Origin of the sequence: Luteitalea sp. (assembly GCA_009377605.1) — a bacterium.
GTDB lineage: Bacteria > Acidobacteriota > Vicinamibacteria > Vicinamibacterales > Vicinamibacteraceae > WHTT01.
In genome coordinates, this window is record WHTT01000080.1 from 1 (window position 1) to 21,212 (window position 21,212).

At 64.7% G+C, this 21,212-nt stretch carries 16 protein-coding genes; 8 read left to right on the forward strand and 8 right to left on the reverse strand.

Translation table 11 applies throughout. The annotated features are described in order from the left end of the window. Nucleotides 1-390: prolyl oligopeptidase family serine peptidase (locus GEV06_21830; protein ID MPZ20528.1), on the forward strand; the 390-nt coding region annotated here is incomplete at its 5' end. A 49-nt stretch (nucleotides 391-439) separates the two neighbouring features. Here the strand turns inward: GEV06_21830 and GEV06_21835 are convergent. The 3 genes from GEV06_21835 to GEV06_21845 are packed head-to-tail and all read right to left on the reverse strand — an operon-like array spanning nucleotide 440 to nucleotide 3,863. Then, the gene (locus GEV06_21835) at nucleotides 440-1,435 is read right to left on the reverse strand and encodes an alcohol dehydrogenase catalytic domain-containing protein (GenBank protein MPZ20529.1); all 996 of its coding nucleotides are present in this window, start codon (nucleotides 1,433-1,435) and stop codon (nucleotides 440-442) included. Nucleotides 1,436-1,444: 9 nt separating this feature from the next. After that, complete coding sequence (gene araD / locus GEV06_21840) at nucleotides 1,445-2,152, reverse strand: L-ribulose-5-phosphate 4-epimerase AraD (GenBank protein ID MPZ20530.1); 708 nt, start codon at nucleotides 2,150-2,152, stop codon at nucleotides 1,445-1,447. A 4-nt stretch (nucleotides 2,153-2,156) separates the two neighbouring features. Beyond that, on the reverse strand, nucleotides 2,157-3,863 hold the full coding sequence (locus tag GEV06_21845; GenBank protein MPZ20531.1) for a ribulokinase: 1,707 nt from the start codon (nucleotides 3,861-3,863) through the stop codon (nucleotides 2,157-2,159). Nucleotides 3,864-4,076: 213 nt separating this feature from the next. Between GEV06_21845 and GEV06_21850 the strand changes: the two genes are divergently transcribed. The 3 genes from GEV06_21850 to GEV06_21860 all read left to right on the forward strand — a co-directional run bounded on the left by GEV06_21850 (nucleotide 4,077) and on the right by GEV06_21860 (nucleotide 8,839). Then, nucleotides 4,077-5,255: a substrate-binding domain-containing protein gene (locus GEV06_21850; protein MPZ20532.1), complete on the forward strand. Its 1,179-nt coding sequence runs from the start codon at nucleotides 4,077-4,079 to the stop codon at nucleotides 5,253-5,255. Between the two features lie 112 nt (nucleotides 5,256-5,367). After that, complete coding sequence (locus GEV06_21855) at nucleotides 5,368-6,879, forward strand: TonB-dependent receptor plug domain-containing protein (protein MPZ20533.1); 1,512 nt, start codon at nucleotides 5,368-5,370, stop codon at nucleotides 6,877-6,879. After that, the gene (locus tag GEV06_21860; protein ID MPZ20534.1) at nucleotides 6,803-8,839 is read left to right on the forward strand and encodes a hypothetical protein; all 2,037 of its coding nucleotides are present in this window, start codon (nucleotides 6,803-6,805) and stop codon (nucleotides 8,837-8,839) included. Before GEV06_21855 ends, GEV06_21860 begins: the two co-directional genes overlap by 77 nt. A 94-nt stretch (nucleotides 8,840-8,933) precedes the next feature. On the opposite strand, the gene GEV06_21865 is transcribed toward GEV06_21860, so the two are convergent. The 3 genes from GEV06_21865 to GEV06_21875 all read right to left on the reverse strand — a co-directional run bounded on the left by GEV06_21865 (nucleotide 8,934) and on the right by GEV06_21875 (nucleotide 13,963). Further along, nucleotides 8,934-11,639 (reverse strand): hypothetical protein, encoded by a 2,706-nt coding sequence (locus tag GEV06_21865; protein ID MPZ20535.1) that lies wholly within the window; start codon nucleotides 11,637-11,639, stop codon nucleotides 8,934-8,936. Nucleotides 11,640-11,858: 219 nt separating this feature from the next. Continuing rightward, on the reverse strand, nucleotides 11,859-13,082 hold the full coding sequence (locus GEV06_21870) for an FAD-dependent oxidoreductase (protein MPZ20536.1): 1,224 nt from the start codon (nucleotides 13,080-13,082) through the stop codon (nucleotides 11,859-11,861). Between the two features lie 134 nt (nucleotides 13,083-13,216). Continuing rightward, nucleotides 13,217-13,963: a hypothetical protein gene (locus tag GEV06_21875; GenBank protein ID MPZ20537.1), complete on the reverse strand. Its 747-nt coding sequence runs from the start codon at nucleotides 13,961-13,963 to the stop codon at nucleotides 13,217-13,219. Nucleotides 13,964-14,290: 327 nt separating this feature from the next. Here GEV06_21875 and GEV06_21880 point away from each other — a divergent pair, with 327 nt between their 5' ends. After that, entirely contained in the window at nucleotides 14,291-15,430 is a 1,140-nt protein-coding gene (locus GEV06_21880; GenBank protein MPZ20538.1) for a PilT/PilU family type 4a pilus ATPase, read from the forward strand. Nucleotides 15,431-15,593: 163 nt separating this feature from the next. Here GEV06_21880 and GEV06_21885 read toward each other — a convergent pair whose 3' ends face one another. Next, complete coding sequence (locus GEV06_21885) at nucleotides 15,594-16,733, reverse strand: 5-(carboxyamino)imidazole ribonucleotide synthase (GenBank protein MPZ20539.1); 1,140 nt, start codon at nucleotides 16,731-16,733, stop codon at nucleotides 15,594-15,596. A 77-nt stretch (nucleotides 16,734-16,810) separates the two neighbouring features. Beyond that, nucleotides 16,811-17,302, reverse strand: coding sequence for a 5-(carboxyamino)imidazole ribonucleotide mutase (purE, locus tag GEV06_21890; GenBank protein ID MPZ20540.1), 492 nt, complete (start codon nucleotides 17,300-17,302; stop codon nucleotides 16,811-16,813). 204 nt (nucleotides 17,303-17,506) lie between these two features. Between purE and sufB the strand changes: the two genes are divergently transcribed. From sufB to sufD, 3 genes are all read left to right on the forward strand, one after another. Further along, on the forward strand, nucleotides 17,507-18,952 hold the full coding sequence (sufB, locus tag GEV06_21895) for a Fe-S cluster assembly protein SufB (GenBank protein ID MPZ20541.1): 1,446 nt from the start codon (nucleotides 17,507-17,509) through the stop codon (nucleotides 18,950-18,952). 114 nt (nucleotides 18,953-19,066) lie between these two features. Beyond that, complete coding sequence (gene sufC / locus GEV06_21900) at nucleotides 19,067-19,843, forward strand: Fe-S cluster assembly ATPase SufC (GenBank protein ID MPZ20542.1); 777 nt, start codon at nucleotides 19,067-19,069, stop codon at nucleotides 19,841-19,843. 45 nt (nucleotides 19,844-19,888) lie between these two features. Continuing rightward, a complete protein-coding gene (gene sufD / locus GEV06_21905; GenBank protein ID MPZ20543.1) occupies nucleotides 19,889-21,208 on the forward strand; it encodes a Fe-S cluster assembly protein SufD in 1,320 nt (439 codons plus the stop codon). Nucleotides 21,209-21,212 lie beyond the last annotated feature (4 nt).

The following is a 21,212-nucleotide window of genomic DNA, read 5'->3' on the forward strand; positions in this document are numbered from 1 at the left end:
CCAGGTGGATTAGTTTCCGATCGGCGAGTGGATCACTTTCCGAGCGGCGCGCCCAAGCAGTGGATGGGGTGGCCGATTGGTCCGCACTACGCCGAATCGTCGAACGCCGTCAACGCGTACAAGCTTCGCGGCCAGTTGCTGCTGGTGGTCGGAGAGCTCGATACGAACGTCGATCCCTCCTCGACGTTGCAGGTGGTCAACGCGCTCATCGAAGCCAACAAGAGCTTCGATCTGCTCTACATTCCAGGCGCGGGCCACGGACCTGGCGGAGACTACGGGGAGCGGAAGCGCTTCGACTTCTTCGTGCGACACCTGCTGGGCGTGACGCCACCTGCGTGGAACGAGATCGACGACCCAAAGCCTACCGAGACCACCTCTTCGGTCTCCTAAGAACAGACGCCACGCTTCACAAGCCTGCGTTGGTCACGGAGGGGAATCCTTACGGCTGAACGACTACTTTGAGCCCCTCTCGCCGTGCTGCCACACCGAAGGCCTGCTGCGTCTCGGCAAGAGGAAACCGATGGGTGACCATTGATCGCACGTCGACCAGCCCGCGCTCGACGAGCTGGATGGCACGCGGATACGTGTGCTTCATGCGGCGGACCAGCACGAAGGTCAGTCCCTTGCGGCGCGCTTCCGACGCAGGAAACGACGTCCGTTCTTCGGCGGGAATACCGACGAGCATCAGACGACCGCCGGGGCGCAGGGCGCTGACCGCGGCGTCGACGGCGAGGTTGTCGCCAGCTGCCTCGATCGCCACGTCCAGGCCGCGCCCCCGCGTCATTGCTCGAATCTCGTGTCCTTCACGCCCCTCCTGGGCCGCCACGACTTCCGCGCCGAGCGCGCGCGCGGCGTCGAGTCGATGAGATCGGCTGGCCAGCTCCGTGGCGATGAGGAACGAGGCGCCAGCGAGCCGCGCCACTTGCAGCAGTAGCAGCCCGAGGGGACCGCACCCGAACACACCGACCAGCGCTCCGGGTCTGATGTGCGCAAGGTCGACGGCATGAATCGCGACACCGAGCGGCTCGAGCATTGCACCGTCCGCAGGTGAGAGCGTGTCCGGCAGGCCGATCAGGCAACGCTCGGGCCAGGCCATCCATTCTCTGAGCGCGCCATCCTCATCGTGTCCGGCGAACCGCACGGCCTGGCAAAGATTGGGATCACCGCGCTCACACAACTCACAGCGCCCGCACTGGACCGCAGGCTCGACGGCTACGCGGCGCCCATCAGTGGTCTCACCGGCGAACTCGTGCCCGAGGACCAGCGGACGCTCCGAGGTGTCTCCCCCGATCCCGCCCTCCTCGAACCAGTGAAGATCCGATCCGCAGATCCCAATGGCCGTCACGCGCACGAGCGCCTCTCCAGAGCCCGGTGTGGGCCGCGGCTCCTCGTGTAGACGCAGATCCTGCCGGCCGTGGAAGCGAATGACTTGCATACAGTAAGCCTACGGCGTCTCCGGTTGCCCGTAATAGGCGCCCGCGCCATGCTTGCGCAGGTAGTGTTTGTCGACGAGCTCGGCCGCTGGTCTGGGAGCATCAGGGGCAATGAGACGCCCCATGACATCCAGTCGCGCCAGGAACTCGAGCACGCGAGCGTGCTCGACGGCCTTCAACGGATCGGGCCCCCACGCAAAGGGCCCATGGTTGGCGACCAGCACGGCGGGTACCTGCTCGGCTGATATGCCGGTTGAGGTAAACACTTCCACGATGACGAGTCCGGTGTTGCGCTCATAGGTCTCGGCAATCTCCTCTGGACGCATGGGCCGCGTCACGGGAACGTCCCCGCGGAAATAGTCGGCCTGGGTCGTCCCCATGCAACGAACCGGCAGCCGCGCCTGTGCGAGCGCAGTCGCATGCTCGGAGTGCGTGTGCACGATCCCCCCGCACATGAAGGCACGATAGATCTCGAGGTGGGTCGGCGTGTCAGAGGAGGGTCGCAGGGTGCTGTCGACGACGTCTCCGGTGTCGAGCGATACGGGGACCATGTGTGCTGGCATGAGCTCACCGTACGCGATCCCACTCGGCTTGATGACGAGCAGCCCTGCTTCACGGTCGACGCCAGAGACGTTGCCGAACGTGCCCAACACGAGGCCGCTCTCCGCAAGGCGCTGGTTCGCGCGATACACGAGCTCACGCAGCTCTTGTGCAATCATCTATTCACGCAACTGTTGTGCCTTCCCTGTTCACGACGCGATCGCGTATCGTCAGGAGCCGCTTCATGAACGAGCCGAGCTCCGGCCGCGTGTCGGCTACGCCCCCGAAGCTATCGTGCAACTCTCGATACAGCATATACAGGGCATCGTACACTTCTCGCGCCTGAGCGTTCGGCGTAAAGATGCGATCCCCCACGCTGGTCATCTGGGCCTGCGCATCCTCGAAGGCATCATAGCCGCCAGCGCCCTTCCCTGCCACGACCGCGGCAGAAATTGCGGCGCCGAGCGCAGGCGCCTGCGATGAGCCGGCGATGTACATCGGATAGCCGAGCACGTCGGCGTAGATCTGCATGAACAGCGGGTTCTTCTCCGCGATGCCGCCGCAGCAGACGACGCGTTCGATTGGGACGCTGTAGTCTTTCAAGCGCTCGATGATAGCCCGTGCGCCGAAGGCCGTCGCTTCGATTAGGGCGCGATAGATCTCCGCGCGAGACGTGTGCAGCGTTTGTCCAACGACGAGGCCGGTCAGGCGCGGGTCGACGAGAATCGTACGATTACCGTTGTTCCAGTCGAGCGCCAAGAGCCCAGACTCGCCGGGCTGCAGCCGTGCTGCCTCGATCGAGAGCTCGTCGTGGAGCGCCTCGCGTCCCTGACAGACCCCTTCCGCCCACCACTTGAGGATGTCTCCCACGGCCGATTGGCCGGCCTCGAGGCCATAATAGCCGGGCATGATCGACCCATTGACGATGCCGCAGATGCCGGGAATATCCGCCATACGCTCGCGCGCCGGCGCGATCGCGCAGTCGCACGTGGAGGTGCCGATGATCTTGACGAGCGTACCGCTTCGCACGCCGGCACCAACAGCGCCATAATGCGCGTCGAAGGCCCCCATCGCGATGGGAATATCCTCGGACAGGCCGAAGGGCGCCGCCCACGTCTTCGACAGCCGCCCTGCCGGGCGGTCGGCTGGATAGGCCTTGTCGTAGAGCCGGTCGCGTAGTGCGGCCAGCTTTGGATCGAGACGGGTCAAGAACGCCTTCGACGGTAAGCCGCCCCACGTGTCGGAGTACAGCGCCTTGTGGCCGGCCGCGCAGACGCATCGCATGACACGGCGAGCATCATTGACACCGGCAAGCAGCGCGGGCACGAAATCGGCCAGCTCCACCCAGCTTGCGGCCGCCTCGAACACCTCCGGCGCGACGCGGAGGCAATGCCAAATCTTCGACCAGAACCACTCGGAGGAGTACACGCCGCCGATCGGTGACAGCAGCTCCGGCGCGTGCTCCCGTGCAAGCGCTGTGATCGTCGCCGCCTCCTCGGCGGCCGTGTGATCCTTCCAAAGCCATGCCTGCGCCGCCAGCTGCCCTCGCCACCTCGGGTCGAGCGCGAGCGGGTGATTGCGTGCATCGACCGGGAGCGGCGTCGAGCCGGTCGTGTCGACACCGATACCGATGATCTGTGATGGCGCAAAGCCAGGCGTGCGCGCCGCCTCCACCAGCGCGCGGTCCATCGAGATGCGGAGCCCCTCGACGTAATCGGCAGGATTTTGACGCGCGAGGTGAGGGTCGCGGGCGTCGAGCAAGAGGCCTTGCTCGCCAGAGGGATAGTCGAAGGCGTGGCTGGAGATGACGCGTCCGTCGCGGCAATCGGTGACGATCGTGCGAACGGAGTTTGTACCGTAGTCTACGCCGATGCTGTACGCTCGATTCATGATCGTGGTTGATGCTAGCTTTCTTTGCCACGTCCGTCGATAGATTCCCGGAAAAAGGAACCGCCGGGTTTCTTGTCCTGGAGTAAAGCCCCGTGGAAACGGTGCCCGGTTCCTTGTCCACCAGGCCGGAAGCGTCGGCGTGTTGTTTTGGCCGCGGTAGCCCAGTCGGGCATATACTTCTCGAAACTCACCCCCAGGGGACCCTGTCTAGCCATGACGTCGAGCCGTCGCGCCAATCTCCCCGTCCCGGAAAAGCCCGTCAATATCAAGGACATCGCACGGGAGCTCGGCGTCTCGACGGGCACCGTCGACCGAGCGCTCCACGCGAAGCCCGGCATTAATCCCATGACGCGCGCCCGGGTGCTTCGCACGGCTGAATCATTGGGCTATCGGCCGAACCTGGCGGCACGCTACCTGAAGTCGCGCCGGGCGCTGCGGATATCGGTCCATCTGCCGCGCGAGATTGCGCTGTTCTGGGACTCGTTGCGCGAAGGGATTCGCGAGGCCGCCACGCTGTTCGAGCCAACGCTCCAGGTCGAATTTCGCAGCTATCCGCGACTGGGCGAAGGGGATGTGCCGCTGTTCGAAGAAACCCTCGAGGAGGGGACGAATGGCCTCATCATCGCCCCAGGCGATCCGACTGCGCTCAAGCCGTGGATTCGCAGGGCGGCGAAGCGGAGCGTCCCGGTTGCCTGCGTGGTCACCGACGCCCCGGGCACGCAGCGGCTGACCTCCGTGTCCGCGGACCCGTTCACGGTCGGCGCCGTTGCCGGTGAGCTCGTCTGCCGCTACCTCCCGGGCGGCGGGCCCGTCGCCTTCTTCACGGGCTGGCTCGGCACCGAAGATCATGCGGAGAAGCTGCGTGGGTTTGAGGCGAGCCTCGAAAAGACGGGAAGGGGGATCCAACTCGCCGCCGTGGTCGAAGCGCACGACGATGAGCGCGAGGGTCACCGGCGAACGCTGAACCTCCTCGACGCGCATCCGGGATTGAAAGGGATCTATGTGAGCACGGTCAATTCGCTGCCCGTGCTTCGTGCCGTCGAGCATGCCGGCTTCACCGACAAGCTCACCATCGTCACCACCGATCTGTTCCCCGAGCTGGTCGAGCGGATTCGTGCAGGCCGCGTGGCGGCGACGGTCTATCAACGACCACTCAGCCAAGGTCGACTGGCACTTCAGGCGTTGTATCAGTTTCTCGTCGACGGCACCTGCCCGCCGACCAAGATCAAGGTCGTGCCGCACCTGGTCATGCGGAGCAATCTGGATCTCTTCCTCGAGCGGCTGCGTGTCGACTCAGAAGCGCTCGACCAGCGCACGAGCGTCGGACCGGCGCCAGGCGTGCGTCGGCGCCGCCGCGCTGCGCGTGCCTCGCGTCCCCGCATCAACGTGTAACGCCGCCACATCAGGCGCGTCGTTGATGTCCGTATTAGAAAAACTCGTTTGCCGCCACGTCCCGCGCCCTGCATAGTGTGAACGTTCACGAACACACTCTCTGGGGGGAATCATGCGGCTATGCGGTGCGCTTCTGCTCGTCCTGGCGGTGGCTTCGCCCGTGACCTCTCAAGTTCGCACCGTTGGCGCCATCGCCGGCACAGTCGTCGACGCCTCTGGAGCCGTCGTGCCCGGCGCGAGCGTTCATCTGCGCGACGAGCTCACGAACAGCGAGCGCGAGACCGTGTCCAATGAACAGGGTGCGTTCCAGCTCCTGGACCTACAGGCTGGCAGCTACGAGGTCACCGTCGCGCTCGAAGGATTCAGGTCCACGGTGTACAGCGGCGTGGCGGTCGAGTCTGCTCGTACGACGGACTTGAACGTGCGCCTGGAGGTGGGAGCGCTCGGCGAGGATGTCGTCGTCACTGGCGCCGCCCCCACGCTCGAGACCACCTCGAGCACCCTGTCGACAACGGTGACCAACGACGACCTGCAGAACCTGCCGCTCTCAGGGCGCAACGTGCTGAACTTCGCGTTGCTCGTGCCGGGCGTCCAGTCGAGCTCGGCGGCGAACGCACGCGAGAGCACCTACCAAGGGATGCCGGGCGCAACGATCAACATCACGATCGACGGGATCAACAACAACTCCCAGGGCTTCAAGAGTGGCGGCACCAGCTTCTTCGCGACCGTTCCCCCGCGGCTCGACGCGATCGAGGAGGTGAGCGTCTCGACGGGCGGCCTCGGCGCCGACACCGGCGCGGAAGGCGCAATGAACATTCGGTTCGTGACCCGGCGCGGTACCAACGCCTTCAGAGGGGGAACGTTCTTTCAGTACCGTCACGACAGCCTCAATGCCAACGATTACTTCAACAATGCTCGTGACGTCGAGAAACCGCGAGACCGCCGCAACGAGTTCGGGGGCCACCTCGGGGGTCCGATCCTGCGCGACAAGGCGTTCTTCTTCTTCAATTGGGAAGAGGCGCGCGTGCCGCGACAGGAGATCCAGACCCGCACCGTCTTGACCGAGGAAGCGCGGCAGGGTGTGTATCGATATCAGGGGACCGACGGCGTGGAGCGTACCGCCAATCTCCTCGACATCGCGCGCTCCAACGGCTTCTCCGGCACCGTCGATCCCATCATCGGCAGCCAGCTCGCGACCATCGACGGCACAGCAGAGAACGCTGCGCTGACGTCGACCGACCTCCTTCGCAACGAGCTCCGGTGGAACGAATCGCGCACGACGATCGAGCACTACCCGACGGTTCGCGTGGACTATCACCTCACGCCGAGCCTGGCCGTCAACGGCGCGCTCAACCTGTTCGACCGTGACATCGATGGCCGCCGGCAGTTTCCCGGTGACCTCACGCCGCTGCAGGTCTTCGGCAACACGTGGCTCATCGGGTCCTCGTCGATGAACTGGACGATCTCACCGACCACGCTGATGGAGATCCGCTACGGGCTGCAGCGCAACAGTGACACGTTCAACCGGGGCGAGCTGATCGACCAGTTTGACATCGGCGGCCGGCGAGCTCTACGCGCTGCTGACGGGCCGCGTCTCCGCGATCAGCGCAAGCCGCGGCGTTGACCCTGGCTCGTTGCAGTACCTCGACGCCAGTCAGCTCTCGCGGGAGGATCGGCGGCGTGACGGCGGTCTCTGGATCCAGGACTCTTGGCGGGTCACCCCTCGTCTGACGCTCAACTACGGCTTGCGCTGGCAGGCCTCCGGTGCCATCTACAACGGCACGGGGGTTTACACGAACCCGACGCCCGCCGGCCTGTTGGGCCCATCAACGGCGCCCTTCGCACCGGGACAACTGGATGGCTCTTCCGATCCGGTGATTGAGCTGCGCCCAAGGACGTACGACACCGATTGGAACAACTTCGCGCCCAACGTCGCCGTCGCATGGAATCCGTCGCTTGCGGAGGACAGCCTCCTTGGCCGCCTCACGGGCGGCGACAAGACCGTGTTTCGAGGCGGGTACTCGCTCAGCTACTTCGACGAGGGGTTGAACCCGTTCATCAACTTTGCCGGCGCCAATCCAGGGCTCACCCAGAGCTTGAACCTCAATCCGGGTATGCCGGGCTTCCGCCCCGGCGGCTTGAACCTCTCGAGCGACCTTCCAGCGCTCTCGGGGTTTCCGACCAGCTTCTCGCCGCCGTTTCGTCAGGCGGACTTCACGTTCAGGAACGTCAACTTCTCGACGACGCAGGAGACACTGAATACGCCGTACGTGCACAGTTGGAATGTGGGCTTCCAGCGCGAGGTGGCCGCCAACACCGTCATCGAGGCGCGCTATTTCGGCAACCACTCCACGCGCTGGCGCGGGTACGATCTGAACGAAGTCAACATCTTCGAGAATGGCCTCGTGGATGAGTTCCAGAACGCCCAACGGAACCTCGAGATCAATCAGCGCGCTGGCGTGAACAGCTTCGAAGAGCGCGGGTTGGCTGGCCAGGTGCCGCTGCCCATGTTCGAGGCGGCATTCGGCGCACGCGGCGGTCAAGGGGCGGTCGATCCTGGCTCCGGTTTTGCCAACCAGGAGTTCATCACGTCGTTGAGCCAGGGAACCGCTGGATCGCTGGCATCCGAGCTCGCCGGCAACAGCATCTATTTGTGCCGGATGGTTGGAAGCGACCTCGAACCGTGCCAGCAGCTCGGGTTCAACGCGGCCGGCAGCTATCCCACCAATGTCTTCCAGGCAAACCCGTTCGCGGCGGGCAGCAACATCAACCTGATGACCGACGAGGCGTTTGCCAACTACCACGGCCTCCAGCTCGAGTTCCGGCGGCGCTATTCACGGGGCTTCACGCTGACGGCCAACTATACGTTCGCCAAGGCACTCGGCGATCTCTTCGCTGACTCGACCAGCGCGACGCGCAACTACATCACGCTGCGGGACAAGGAGATCGACAGGTCCCCGTCGGTGTTCGATGTCCGCCACGCATTCCAGGCGCATTGGACGCTCGCGCTACCGTTTGGTGGCGAGCACAAGCTGGCGAGCGGCAACGGCGTCATCGATCGCGTAATTGGCGGCTGGTCGCTCTCGGGCATTACGAGGTGGCAGTCCGGCAAGCCCTTCCGTCTCACCAGCGAGCGCAGCACGTTCAACGATCGCGAGTCGGGGGTGATCTTGAATGGTCTCACACGGGATGAGCTACAGGGGATGATCGACTTCCGAAGCACCAATGACGGGCTCGTTTACTTTGTCGATGAGCGGTTGATCGGCCCTGATGGACGTGCAAATCCAGAGCTCGTCCAATCGCCGACCACGCCCGGTGAGCGGGGCGACTTCGTCTATCTGCGCACGCCGCCGACGATCACGACGGACCTGGCGCTCCACAAGAACGTTCCAGTCCGTGGCAGCGCAAACCTGACGATCTACGTCGAGGCGCTAAACGCCTTCAACCATCCGAACTTCCTCATCGGCGGCACGGGCCCGGACGTCAGCATCAACTCCACAACGTTCGGTCAAGTGCCGTTGGGTAACAGCCCGGGTGTTACCGCACCTCGAAACGTACAGATTCGCGTGAAGTTGAGCTTCTAGGGGCCGTGGCGCGTTGTAGCACAGGACGGCCCGTCGGCGCGCGTGCTGCGGGGTCCGTTATCTAGGGCTGTCCCCGTTTCTCGTTCTCGGAGCCCTACCGCGGTTTCGCGGAGGCGAGCAGATTTCCAAGGAGCGCGTACGCACCGTCGGTCCTGGCGGGCAGCTGACGCCACAAGCCAAGACCGATGTACACCCACCGGCCCTCGCCGTAACGAGCTTCGACGAGCGCGCCGCGCTTTGGTCCACTGTTGAAGGGAAAGGGATCTTCCGTCTCGATCAGGTCCACGTATCGGGAGTCGCGCTCACCCAGGAAGTAGAGGCCGCGCTCCTGCACCCAGCCTTGCCAGGTCGCCTCGGTGATTCGGTTGGGGGTCGTGAAGATCGGATGGTCGGGCGCAAGGATGCGAACGGGGGCGTGCTCATCCGTGACGCGGTCCGAGCTCACCTCTGCGGGCCATGGCGCGTACTGCGCTTGGTTGAACTCCTGCTTGTTGTACTGGACGAGCAGCGTGCCGCCACGCCGGACCCACTCGAGCAAGCGATGGTTGTATCCGCGGAGATCATCGCGGCGCTCGTAAGCCCGGACGCCGGTCACGATCACGTCGAAGCGGTCGAGGTCAGCCCACGCGAGGTCGTTACGTTGCAGTTGGGTCACAGAGGCACCGAGCTGCTCGATCGCCGAAGGCACCTGATCGCCGACTCCCATCACGTACCCCACCCGAAGATCCGTGAGCGGCGCAATATCGAGCACGTGCACCGACGCCTCAGCCGCGTGGTAGACGTGACGACGACGAATGTGGGGATACTCGATGACCTGATAGCCCTCACGAAATTCGGTGTGATCGTTGCTGGCCACGGCGCGAAGCTCGTAGTGACCGGGGCGCACGCCGGCGGGCGGCGTCACCGTGAATAGCGCGCTGATCGCTTCGTCCTCACGCGTGAGCTGGATAGGCACCGCTGCCGGCTCAACCCGCCAGCCGTCAGCCACCTCGAGGCGTACCTCCGCGCGCGTTTCCCCTTTCGTGCCGTTGACGATATCGACTTGGACGGCGCGACTGCGTGAGCCGGTAGAATCACCGCTGCCGTTCCCGTCCGTTGGTGCCACCGGTGAGCCTATCGGCACGAGCGCGATGCTGGGGGTCACCCGCACCGACAGCGCGGGAACGACCAGCAGCTCGCTCCGCTTCTCGCCGCTGAAGTTGTCGCCCTCGTAGCGATGCTCGATCGGCACGTCGACCTGGATATCCTCATCACCCACGGCAAGCGTCACGCCCGCGCGGAACGGCGTGGGCCGAAACGGGACGCCGAACGGTGCATCATCAGCGAACTCGTAGCGGGCGGCGTCGGGCAGTTGCTTCCAGTACTGCGTCGTCTCGCGTGCCTCGTCTGGCACGCGCGCCTCCACGTCGCACGAATAGGGCGTTGACGCGTTGCTGACGCCGGGCTTGCAGGCTTCTGCCAGGGACCCTGAGCCTTGGTCGGACGGAGCGAGACCGGCGAGCGTGACCCGACGCACATCCACATCCCGCGCGCCGTGCGCCGCCACACGCACGCTGACGTTCACCGGTTGGCCGGGAACAACGATCCCATCATCGGCGAACGCCTCCACGCGAAGCCCGGATGCCAACCGCACCGCTTCCTCGAAATCACGCTCCTCTCCGGACAGGCGGAAGTCGATTTCGTAGCGCGCGCTGTCATCGACGACCATGGTCTCGAGGTCCGCGCGCAGCGCGCGTAGCGTGGTGAGCCCGCTCAGCAGGGGCGCGAGCGTCTCAGCCGGCCCACTGGTCGCAAAGGCTCGCTGCGCTTGCTGGCCGGCGCGTTCCACAGCTTCGAGGGCTCGCTGGAGCGCTTCCGGCGCACGGCGTGCGTACCGACCGAGCGCGACGAGCCGTGTATCGACACCGTCGAGCAGCGAGGCGTTTGGAAGCGAGTCCTTCGGCTCAGACGCCGCCTCCAGAGCCACATCCTGCAGGTAATACCCGCGCGCTCTGGTCCACGGAAACGCCGACACCAGCCCGATGCCCTGGCACTTGTGCATGCTCCGCGCCTCGCTGCCCAGCTCCGCCCATGTCTTGCCGATGAGCGGATCGAAGCCACCGAGCTCGACCGAGAGTAGCCGTGGCGAGCTCTCGGTGGGCGGACGGAAACCTGCCGAGTAATAGAACTTCCTCGGCTGCCACGGCCGCAGACCTTCCTCGAGCTGGTCAGGGAAGCGTGCCGGATCGGCGGCCGCCCGAAAGGCTTCGGCCGTGAGCTTCGTCGAGGCCTGGTGATGCTGACCGCCGCCGTCGCCACCCCAGATGAACCCAACGACCACGTCCGGGCGGAGCGTGCGAATCACCCGAACATAGTCCCCGACTATCTCTTCCTTGCCCCATTTCTCGAACGTCTCTTCGATGCTGAAGGAGTAGCCGAAGTCAACAGCGCGCGTGAAGTATTGCTCTGCGCCGTCGATGCGGTGGGCTGCGAGCAGCTCCTCCGTCCTCAGCACCGCAAGGGCGTCGAACAGCTCCGGACCGATCTCGTTCTGCCCTCCGTCGCCGCGTGTCGCAGAGACCAGCGACACCCGCAGCCCTTCACCGAACCGCAACTTCGCCAGCAGTGCATTGTTCTCATCGTCCGGATGGGCAGTCGTCATCATCACGCTGCCCACCTCGGTGAGCCGGCGCAGCGCGAGGCCGAGGGCGACATGTCCCCGCGCTTCCGCCACCGGCGAGACTCGCAGCTGCCCTCCGCCGGGCGCCGCCGCCATCAGGGCAAGCAGGGCAACGGCGAGCGTATGTACGGAGTGACGCATGGCGGGCTCGTGGTCGTTTTCTTCGTGCGGTTCGTCGCGGCGTCTCTTCACCGCCGCTTCCCGCGGCTTCTCCTAATCTACCCGAATGCCGTCGGCCGTTTCAGCCCATCTGCGATGAGCGGTTGTCGCTGGCCCACGAGTGGACCGGTGCCATAACAGGCCGACCGGCTGTCAAGACGCCCTGCGTGGATGAGAGTTGGCGGACGAAGGTCACCTGTATCACCGGTGGAAGGCGAAGATCTCGTCCTCCTTTTCCGGCGCGCCTTGCACGTAGCGCGCAAGGATCCGAGCCGCCAGCATGGCGACGGGCGCGCCACCGTGGCCCAAGCCGAACGCGAAGAGATGCCGGGCGTAGGTTCGGTGCGGACCGATGTATGGGAGCCGGCCGCGGGCCGTCGTGAAACGCTCGCTCCAGCCGTATTCTGCGGGTGTCCCGAGAATTGCCGGATAGCGAACCAGGAGGTTGTACATCAGCTCGCCGGTGCGCTGTTCGAGCACGCTCGGGAGGCGGCGTCGGTGAACAGGCCGTTGTTCCGCACCGGTCACGATCAGGCGGCGGTCTGGCGTCCAGCTCACGCGCAGGCGGCGCGGAATACCAACGAGCAACGTTTCGTGCAGGCGACCGCAAGCCCTGACCACTCCGGCGCCAAGCGGCGGCGTCACCGCCACGTAGCGCTCCTGCAGGTCAAGATGGCGGGCGAGCCCCCGGAAAGGACCTTCAGCCGCCTCGGTCGTGACGACCAGGTGCTGGGTACGTATCGGGCCTCCGGTGGTGACGATCTCACTATGGTGCCGACGATTGCGCACGCGTCGCACCGACGTCTGCTCGAAGATCTGGACGCCGAGGCCCTCGGCTGCCCGAAGTATCCCGAGCGCCGCAGCGTACATGTTCAGATAACCGTCCTGCCGCAGACGAAACGCGGCGCGCGCCTCTGTCCCAATTTCCTCCTCGAGCCGCCGCCCGCGCACGAGCGCAGCGTCAATGTCCGCGTTGCGCCGTGCCCGCACCTCGCGCTCCAGCTCCTTCGCCTCGACGTCGCTCTCGGCCATCCAGACCGCTGCTTGCTGGACGAGGTCGCACTTAATCCGAAGACGGCGGACCAGGCTGGCAAAGTCGGTTGCCGCGCGCTTCCAAGCGTCGAACGCCACCCGCGTCGCACGCAGGCCATGCTTGGCGTGCAGCGCGCGAAAACCGAGATCCGGCTCACGCGACACCCAGCCGCAGCCACCGAGGGCGCCCTGAGCGGCAACACGGTCCGGCTCGAGCAGGATGACCTGCGCGCCGTCCCGCGCCGCCAGATACGCGGTCAGACATCCCGCAAGGGTCGCGCCAACGATGACGACATCCGCCTCAGCTTCTTTGCGCAGGCGTGGATACGAGCGGCGACGGATCCGCGGAATGCGCTCCCGCCAGTACGGAACACCGTAACGAATTCGGGGCATGGGCCGGTATTCTACAGTGCTCGGGAATCACCCTTCGACTCGCTTCGCTCGCTCAGAGCATTCGACTCACCTGCCGGCTTACCATGAGCGAGCCTGACGGCTCGCCGAAGGGGGCCGTCAAGCGAGTCGAATGGTCAGCGACTCGCAGCGGCGTCGAGCCAAATGCGAACGGGTCGTCCATTGACGCTCTCGTACTCATACGTCATGCGGAATTCCGAGCGGCCGGCAATGCGGACATGAGCCGTGGACTCAACGAGGAGCGGCACCCGCACCGCAGACCGGCGACCGTATGTGCGCCGCACCTCGACGCGGGGCGTCCAGAAAGAAGGCCCTTTCGCGAGCCGGCCTGCTATCTCCAAGAGATCAGCCTCTTCCGTCAGCAGGAGTGAGCCGTTGACGAGGAGGATGTCCTTGCGCTTGGACTTGATATACAGGCGCAGGCGGCCGCCTTCTGCCGGGTCGACGCCGACAAACTCATAGTTCCTGTCGGAGAGCGCGGCGCGGCCAAGGTTGCCCTCAGCAATCGTGCGCTGCTCGGTCTCGAGCGCCCGGCGTAGCACGCGATTGCGGATGTACTTGGACCCTTCCTCCGCGACAACCTCGAAGCGAAACCCTTCGTCGGGATCGAGCCATGTCCGCGCTTCGAGCCACGCCTCCTTCCGGAACCTCGGGTTACGCGCCTCGAGACGCCGGCGCGCTCGGTAGGCGCGCAGCGGCTCATCCTCACGGCTGAGGAATCGCGTCACGATGGGACCTGACGGAGAGCACGACTCCCCCGGGGCCTCCTGTGCGCTCAGCGCGAAGCCGCCGCTGCCGGCAACGACCAGCAGGCCGGCGGCGAGTGCGAGCGGCACACAACGGGCACGCCTGAGGAGGGTCACGGGATCTGTTCCGTAGGAAACACCAGTACCCTATCCGTTGGGACATTATCTCGCCTGGCCGCAACATCTAGGTGATCGGGTCGCAACATCGATGAAACGTCAGGATCTGGGGTTCAGGGGTCAAGGGGCCAATGGATCGAGGGGTTAGGGATCGAGGAGATCGGAGCACCATGCATATTTCTTGGCGGCGAACCCGGCCGCGAGTCTGTCGACGACGTCGATCTGTCGACGGCTTGGTAGATTGGCTCCACGATCGCTTGACGCTCTGACGCTTGACACGTCACCCTTGACTCCTGTTTCCTGATTCCCGACTCCTGAATCCCCATCATGCCACACGACCCCGACATCGACCGGCTGGTGACCGAGCTGAATGCGCTGGGTGAAGCGAGCGCGCGCCCGGCGGCAGACGACACAGCAAAGCTCGAGCGTTGGCTGCACGCCCTCAGGGAACGCGGTGGCAGCGATCTGCTGCTCGTTGCCGGCGCCGCCCCAGCCGTGCGCCTTGATGGCCGAATGACCGGTCTGGATGCCAGCCCGCTCGACGGCGCCGACATCGAGGACGCAGTCCTCCCGGCATTGCCCCCTCACGCGCAGCATCAGTACCGTGAGGGCGGCACGGCTGACGCCTCGTTTGCTCTCACAGGGGTCGGGCGGTTTCGTATCAACCTACACCGCGAGCGAGGGCGGGCGGCGGCGGCGATCCGCGCCCTGCCCCGGCAGGTGCCGCGGCTCGCCGACCTCGGTCTGCCCCAGGAGCTCGACCAGCTGACACGGCTGCCGCGCGGTCTGGTGCTCGTCGGGGGTCCAACCGGCTCCGGCAAGACGACAACGCTCGCGGCGCTGGTTGCAGAAATCAACACACGTGATGCGCGGCACATCGTCACCATCGAAGATCCAATCGAGTACGAGCACACGCATCAGCGCAGTGTCGTCGAGCAAGTGGAGATCGGCGTGGACACCCCCGATTTCCTGACAGCCCTTCGCTCCGCGATGCGCCAAGCGCCCGATGTCATCGTCGTCGGGGAGATGCGCGACCCGGAGACCATGCGGATGGCGGTTGCAGCTGCCGAGACGGGCCATCTCGTGTTGGCAACAATGCACACAACCGATGCGGCATCGACCATCGGGCGGATTGGCGACTCGTTCCCTCCGGAGCGCCAGAACACGATCCGTCAGGAGCTCGCCATGGCGCTGGCGGCGATCCTGACACAGACGTTGCTGCCAAAACGCGGCGGCGGCGTTGTTCCGGCGGCGGAGCTGCTGATCGTAAGCTATGGGGCACGCCAGCATATTCGCAAGAACGCGCTGCAGCACCTCCATCAGGAGATCACGCTCACGCGCAAGCACGGGTCGTTCTCTCTCGAGGACTCGCTGGCCCGGCTCGTGAAAACAGGCATCATCGAACGGGCGGATGCGCTCGCGCGGGCGGCGCATAGCGAGGAGCTCGAGATGGCGCTGCGAGGGTGAATCGAGTGATAGGGTGACCGGGTGACCGGGTGATAGGGTGATCGGGTCATTCCGGCGTACGCGGCCCACGTCGCACGAAAGAGGCAGGTCGGAAGCGGAAATCCTATTCGCCGCCACCTCTATGCCCGACTACCCCCCATCACCTTGTCACCCGGTCACCTTCTCACCCGCTCACCCCGCGAAAGCCCAACGCATCGCGGGCGGCGCGGACGATGCGGGCTGCCTCCCGAGGAGTGTCGGCGAGGGCCGTGAGGTGGCCCATCTTCCGACCGCTGCTGGCCCGAGCTTTGCCGTACAAGTGGATTTTTACCTCGGGAAACGCGGCAGCGGCGGCCCAATTCGGCTCACCGCCGGCCCATAGGTCGCCGAGTAGGTTCGCCATGGCAGCCGGTGCGAGCTGTCGCGTGGATCCGAGCGGCAAGCCACACACGGCGCGGAGTTGTTGCTCGAACTGACTCGTCACCGAGGCGTCGAAGGTGAAGTGGCCGGAGTTGTGCGGCCGCGGCGCCAGCTCGTTGACGAGCAGCCGCCCATCCTTCGTGAGAAACATCTCGACGCACAGAAGGCCGACGAGGCCCAGCGACTCGACGATGGTGCGGGCAATCTGCTCCGCGTCGGTCGCGATGGCAGGCGGCAACTCGGCGGGCGCGACGGTCACATCGAGGATGTGGTTCACGTGCGTGTTCTCGGCAGCGCCGTAGTGCGCGAACCCGGCGTCGATCCCCCGCGCTGCAACCACCGACAGCTCGCGCTCGAAGTCGATGAACGCCTCGAGCACTGATTCCTGGCCGCCCAGGCCGGCCCACGCGGCTTCCACCTGCTCTGGAGCGTCGATGCGAATCTGTCCTTTACCGTCGTACCCGAAGCGCGCGGTCTTGAGGATGGCCGGTGTCCCGATTCGCGCCACGGCGGTACGAGCCTCTGCAGCAGTGGCAACCACGACAAACGGCCCTACCGGCAGACCTGCTCTCTCGAGATAGGTCTTCTCGCGCGCGCGGTTCTGCGTCGTATGCAGCACGGTCCAGGCGGGTCGTACGGGAACGTGCTCCGCAACCGCTTCCACGGTCGAGGCGGGCACGTTCTCGAACTCAAACGTGACGACATCTACGCCGCTGGCGAAGCGGCGCACCGTGTCGAGGTCCTCGTACGGCACGCTGTACTCGATGTCAGCGACTTGGCCGGTTGGCGTGTCCTCCTGCGGGGAGAGCGTGTGAACGCGGTATCCCATCCGCCGCGCGGCAATCGCGAACATCCGACCGAGCTGGCCGCTGCCGAGCACCCCAACCGTGGCGCCGGGGAGCATGCGCTCCGTGCCGCCGCGTACACGAGGTGGGACGGTGGCGGCACGGGAAGCGAGCCCTCGAAGATCTCCCAAACGGCTCATTCAAACCGCTCCTCGCGCACGCGCTGGGCGCGTTGGTCACGGTAGCGGCGGAGCTTGTTGCGCAGCTCGGGGCGACGAATGCCCACCATGGCCATGGCGAGCAGCCCCGCATTGGTTGCGCCAGCCACGCCAATCGCCATGGTCGCCACCGGGACACCGGCCGGCATCTGGACGATTGACAACAGTGAGTCCAGACCGCTCAAGGTCCGACTCTGGACGGGGACGCCAATCACTGGCACGAGCGTGTACGACGCCACCATGCCGGGCAGGTGAGCGGCACCGCCGGCACCGGCAATGATGACCTCGAGACCGCGCTCCTCGGCGCTCATGGCGTACTCTCGCATCCAGTCAGGAGTTCGGTGGGCGGACACGACCCGGCACTCGTGCGCTACGCCGAACTGCTCCAAGACCTCAGCCGTATGGCGCAGGGTCTCCCAGTCGGATCGGCTGCCCATGATGACCCCGACCAGCGGCGCAGGCGTGCTCATGCGCTAGAGAATAGCAGGGGTCAGGGGCCAGTCTGATCCCTGACGCCTACGTTACGGTCGCGGTTGATTCCCGACCTCTTTGGTCCTATATTAAGAGATTGGCCGACCCGTACCTGGCGAGACAGTGGCCCGGTGCGGCTTTCCCTCGAAACCTAGTGGCACGGGATGGGGCCGGTCGAAGGCCAACCCGTGAGGGAGTCCGTGATGAGCACGTCCACCGAGACCATCGAGCAGCTTGCAACTCGCGAATACAAATACGGCTTCGAAACCGAGATTGAAGCGCTCACGCTTCCGAAGGGGCTCGATGAAGAGGTGGTCCGACGCATCTGGGAGCTCAAGGAAGAGCCCGAGTGGATGCTCGAGTGGCGTCTGCGCTCGCTGCGCGCGTGGCTGAAGATGACCGAGCCGCAATGGCCCAACGTCACGTATCCCCCGATCGACTACCAGGAGATGAGCTACTACTCGGCGCCGAGCGCCAAGAAGAAGCTCGAGAGCCTGGATGATCTCGACCCGGAGATCAAGCGGACGTTCGACAAGCTGGGCATCCCACTCGACGAGCAGAAGGTGCTGAGCGGCGTCGCCGTCGATGCCGTGTTCGACAGCGTGTCGGTCGCCACGACCTTCAAGAAGAAGCTTGGGGAGCTGGGCATTATCTTCTGCTCGTTCTCGGAGGCCATCCAGGAGCATCCGGAGCTGGTGCGCAAGTACATGGGCTCGGTCGTCCCCTATACCGATAACTTCTTTGCCTCGCTGAACTCGGCGGTCTTCACGGACGGGTCGTTCGTTTACGTGCCCAAGGGTGTGCGCTGCCCGATGGAGCTGTCGACGTACTTCCGCATCAACGCGCGGAACACCGGCCAGTTCGAGCGCACGCTCATCGTCGCCGACGAAGGGGCGTATGTGAGCTACCTGGAAGGGTGCACGGCGCCCATGCGCGACGAGAACCAGCTTCACGCGGCCGTGGTGGAGCTCGTAGCCCTCGACAACGCCACCGTGAAATACTCCACGGTCCAGAATTGGTATCCGGGTGACAAGGAGGGGCGTGGCGGCATCTACAACTTCGTGACCAAGCGCGGCAAGTGCGCCGGCGTGAATTCGAAGATCACCTGGACGCAGGTGGAGACGGGGTCCGCAATTACGTGGAAGTATCCCAGCTGCATTCTGCAAGGGGACAACTCGGTCGGCGAGTTCTACTCGGTCGCCGTGGTCAACAACCGGCAGCAGGCGGACACCGGCACGAAGATGGTGCATCTCGGCCGGAACACACGCAGCACCATCGTGAGCAAGGGCATTTCTGCGGGGGTTGGACAGAACACGTACCGTGGTCTCGTGAAGATCTCCAAGAGCGCCGAGAACGCGCGCAATTACTCGCAGTGTGACTCCCTGCTCATCGGTGACAAGTGCGGCGCGCACACGTTTCCGTACATCGAGGTGAAGAATCCAGGCGCGATAGTCGAGCACGAGGCCTCGACCTCGAAGATTGGCGAGGACCAGATCTTCTACTGCCGCCAACGGGGGATCTCCACCGAGGATGCCGTCAACATCATCGTCAACGGCTTCTGCAAGGAGGTCTTCCGCGAGCTTCCGATGGAGTTCGCGGTCGAGGCACAGAAGCTGCTCGGCGTCAGCTTGGAAGGGAGCGTCGGCTGAACGCCGACATTCCTTCCGGTCCTTGGTGCTTGGTCCTTGGTGCTTGGTGCGTCTTGGCGTACCGAAGCAGCGAGGCGTACTAGGCGCACCAAGAACTAAGAGCCAAGAACCTGTATGAAGATGCTAAGAATCACGAACTTGCACGCGCGTGTCGAAGACAAGCCGATCCTGACGGGTGTCAACCTTGCTATCGAGAAGGGCGAGGTGCACGCGATCATGGGTCCGAATGGATCTGGGAAGAGCACGCTTGCCAACGTGCTCGCGGGCCGCGACAACTACGAGGTGACGGAGGGCGAGGCTCTCTATGAGGGCCGGAGCCTCCTCGACATGGATCCGGAGGAGCGCGCTCGTGAGGGGCTGTTCATGGCGTTTCAGTATCCGGTGGAGATTCCGGGTGTGAACAACAGCTACTTCCTCAAGGCCGCCTTGAACGCCGTTCGCAAGCATCGTGGTCTGCCGGATCTCGACGCGATCGAGTTCATGCAGTACGTGAAGCAGCGGGCCAAACTGCTCAGCATGGATGCGAGCTTCCTCAACCGCTCGGTGAACGAGGGGTTTTCCGGTGGCGAGAAGAAGCGGAACGAGATCTTCCAGATGGCGGTGCTCGAGCCGCGCTTGTGCATCATGGACGAGACCGACTCGGGCCTGGACATCGACGCGCTCAAGATCGTCGCCGACGGCGTCAATACGCTCCGGAGCCCCGACCGCTCGATCGTGGTGATCACGCATTACCAGCGCCTGCTCAACTACATCGTGCCGGATCACGTGCACGTGCTCTCGAGCGGCAAGATTATCCGCTCTGGTGGCAAGGAGCTGGCGCTGGAGCTCGAGGACAAGGGCTACGGCTGGATCGAGACAGATGGCGCGGCCCAGCCGTCGGCCGCCGTGTAGCAGAGAGGCCTAGGGGACGCGCAGGCGAAAGGAACACGGGATTCGATGGACGTCGCCGAAGTACAGGACGCAAGGTTTGGGCACTTCGAAGAGTTTGCCGCGGCGCGCGCAAAGGTCGAGCCGACGTGGCTCCGCGATCGCCGTCAGGCCGGTATATCGCGGTTTCGGCAAATCGGGCTACCAACCACTCGCGAAGAGGAATGGCGATTCACGCCAGTGCGGCCCATCGCGACGACTGCGTTTCAGCCAGGCACGGATTTGCCGATCTCCGTCACGCGTGCCGAGATCGAGCCGTTCTCTTTTGCCGGGCTCGGCGGTCCGGAGCTCATCTTCGTGAACGGCCGTTTCGCTCCGGCGCTCTCACGCCCCGGCTCGCTGCCGGCTGGCGTCCGCGTGACGAGCCTGACCGAGCTCCTGGCCAGTGATGGCGCTCTCGTCGACGCCAACCTCGGGCGGCACGTCAAATTCGAGCAACATGGCTTCACCGCGCTGAACGCAGCCTGGATGGCTGATGCGGCCGTCGTCGTGATCCCAAAGAACCAGGTCGTCGAGACGCCGATTCACTTGCTTTACTTCGGGAGCGCAGAGCGGCCGGTCGCAGTCCACCCACGCGTGCTCGTGCTCGCCGGCGAGGGAGCCGCCGCACGCCTGATCGAAAGCTATGCGGGCCCCCTGGGTCAGGTCTACCTGACGAATGCCCTTACCGAGATTGTCGTGGGCGCCAACGCTCGCCTGGATCACTACAAAGTGCAGCGTGAGAGCACGTCGGCGTACCACATCTCCAGCACGCACCTCACGCTCCATCGGAGTGCGATGTTCACGACGCATGGCATCACGCTCGGTGGCCATCTCGTGCGCAACGACATCAACGCCGTCCTGGACGCGGAAGGCGTCTCGTGTACGGTCAACGGGTTGTACCTGGTCGACGGTGACCGACTGGTCGACACGCACACGGCGATCGACCACGCGAAGCCGCATTGTGAGAGCCATGAGCTGTACAAGGGCGTGCTGAACGACCACGGCCACGGCGTCTTCAACGGCAAGATCTATGTGAGACCGGACGCCCAGAAGACAGACGCCAAGCAGACCAATCAGGTGCTGCTGCTGTCCGAGGATGCAACCATCAACACCAAGCCGCAGCTCGAGATCTTCGCGGATGATGTGAAGTGCACGCACGGAGCAACGGTTGGCCAGATCAGCAGCGAGGCACTGTTTTACCTTCGCGCGCGTGGCATCGGCCGTGACGCGGCGCGACAACTCCTGATTCATGCGTTTGCCGAGGAAATCATCGAGCGAATCCAGATTCCGCCCGTTCGTCAGGCGCTCGAACAGGCGCTGTTGAAAGAGCTGCCCATCAAGGACTAGCCAT